At 40.3% G+C, this 1317-nt stretch carries 2 protein-coding genes; both read right to left on the bottom strand.

Going from position 1 to position 1317, the window contains the following annotated elements:
* Positions 1 to 1108: cellulose binding domain-containing protein (locus tag LI114_RS13480; RefSeq protein ID WP_227221097.1), on the bottom strand; the 1108-nt coding region annotated here is incomplete at its 3' end.
* Between the two features lie 19 nt (positions 1109 to 1127).
* Positions 1128 to 1283 (bottom strand): cyclic lactone autoinducer peptide, encoded by a 156-nt coding sequence (locus tag LI114_RS13475; RefSeq protein ID WP_022126621.1) that lies wholly within the window; start codon positions 1281 to 1283, stop codon positions 1128 to 1130.
* Between the last annotated feature and the right edge of the window lie 34 nt (positions 1284 to 1317).

The raw sequence follows: 1317 nt of genomic DNA, 5'->3' as shown, positions 1-1317 counted from the left end.
TCTCATAAATGTCCGGAAGCCCGTCACCGTCGCTGTCAAGAAAATCAACAGAATATTCATCCTCTGTTTTTGTTACAACAAAGGGAACAGACTCGATTGTTTCACCGAAATCATTAGGAATTGAAACTTTAAAATATTTTGTTTGAAAATCCTCAGTGATGACATACTGATACGAGTCAGCATCCGAAACTTCTGAAACCAAGGTGTAGCTTTCATTATCATCAGACTGCCATACATCGAAAACCTCGGCTTCATAATCGGTATACCATTCAATATCTATTGCATTCGCTTCGTTATTGTAGTCGCCGTAGGCATAAATTGAAACTCCATCCGGATAATTCTTTATGAAGTCAATAAGGCTTTCATTCGCAACGACTTCTGTCAATGAAGTGTTAGATATTTCCGGATCACCGTTCTTAACGCCTGTAAAACCAAGTGTTACGCTTGAATTAGCATATACGGTGCCTGTATATGTTCCTTTCAAACGATAGCTATACGGTTCTAACTCAGTTACAGTAGCTGCCCAGCTATTCGTAATCTCGGTAATGGTAAAGTTTGTATCAAAGGTAAGTTCCCATGCTTCAATAGGGGAATCGGTGTTATTAGTAATTACGATAGCTCCATTGAAGTTATCTCCCCATGTTTCGTTGACAACTAGCTGAACATCGTAACCGGATTCCTTATTGATGCGCCCTTGACAAAGCTTAAAAGCTTCGGGAACAGCTTCACAATTATCTACTGTATAGCTAAAAGTGATCGAGGAATTAGGCTCAATCCGTGCATTATATCCTGCATTTTTAACATATGAAACTCCGGTAGACGTCTCAGCCCACTGTGCGTCCCAAATGCTTGAAGTGCTGCCGTTTGGATCAAAGTACAGCATCCAGTTTTCAATTGTACTGTCACCTGTGTTGGATAACGTAACGGAAACAACCTCCGTATCACCCCATGAATTAGTTACATTGTAGGAAACAGCATAATTGTCGTAGACATAATTCTGCGTTGTAAAATCCTCTGCCAGTACTGGGATACTGGGTACAAGAGTTGCCGCCATAGCTAAACTCATTACGCCGGAAAGTATTCGTTTGAAGTTGCTTTTAAGTTTCATAACTTCTCCTGCTTTTTTATCAGTCTTCTTTTGTGAATTTCTTCATGCCTTCAGGCTCTTTGGGCTGATTGTACCACCACCAGCAAGCCTTAGAACTGGAACCGACTCCAATCATCAGCGCAAGAGCTGCCAATGACGAACCGTATTTCAGCATAAGCTTTTTAATTGCTTTCATATTCTTCACCCCTTTTCTTTTTCAAAAATTTATG

Source organism: Ruminococcus sp. 210702-SL.1.03 (assembly GCF_020559915.1).
Lineage (GTDB): Bacteria > Bacillota > Clostridia > Oscillospirales > Ruminococcaceae > YE71.
This window is presented reverse-complemented; position numbering and strand designations above follow the sequence as displayed.

Coding starts and splice junctions, on each gene's coding strand:
- LI114_RS13475 (WP_022126621.1), bottom strand. CDS start 1,283: ATGAAAGCAATTAAAAAGCTTATGCTGAAATACGGTTCGTCATTGGCA.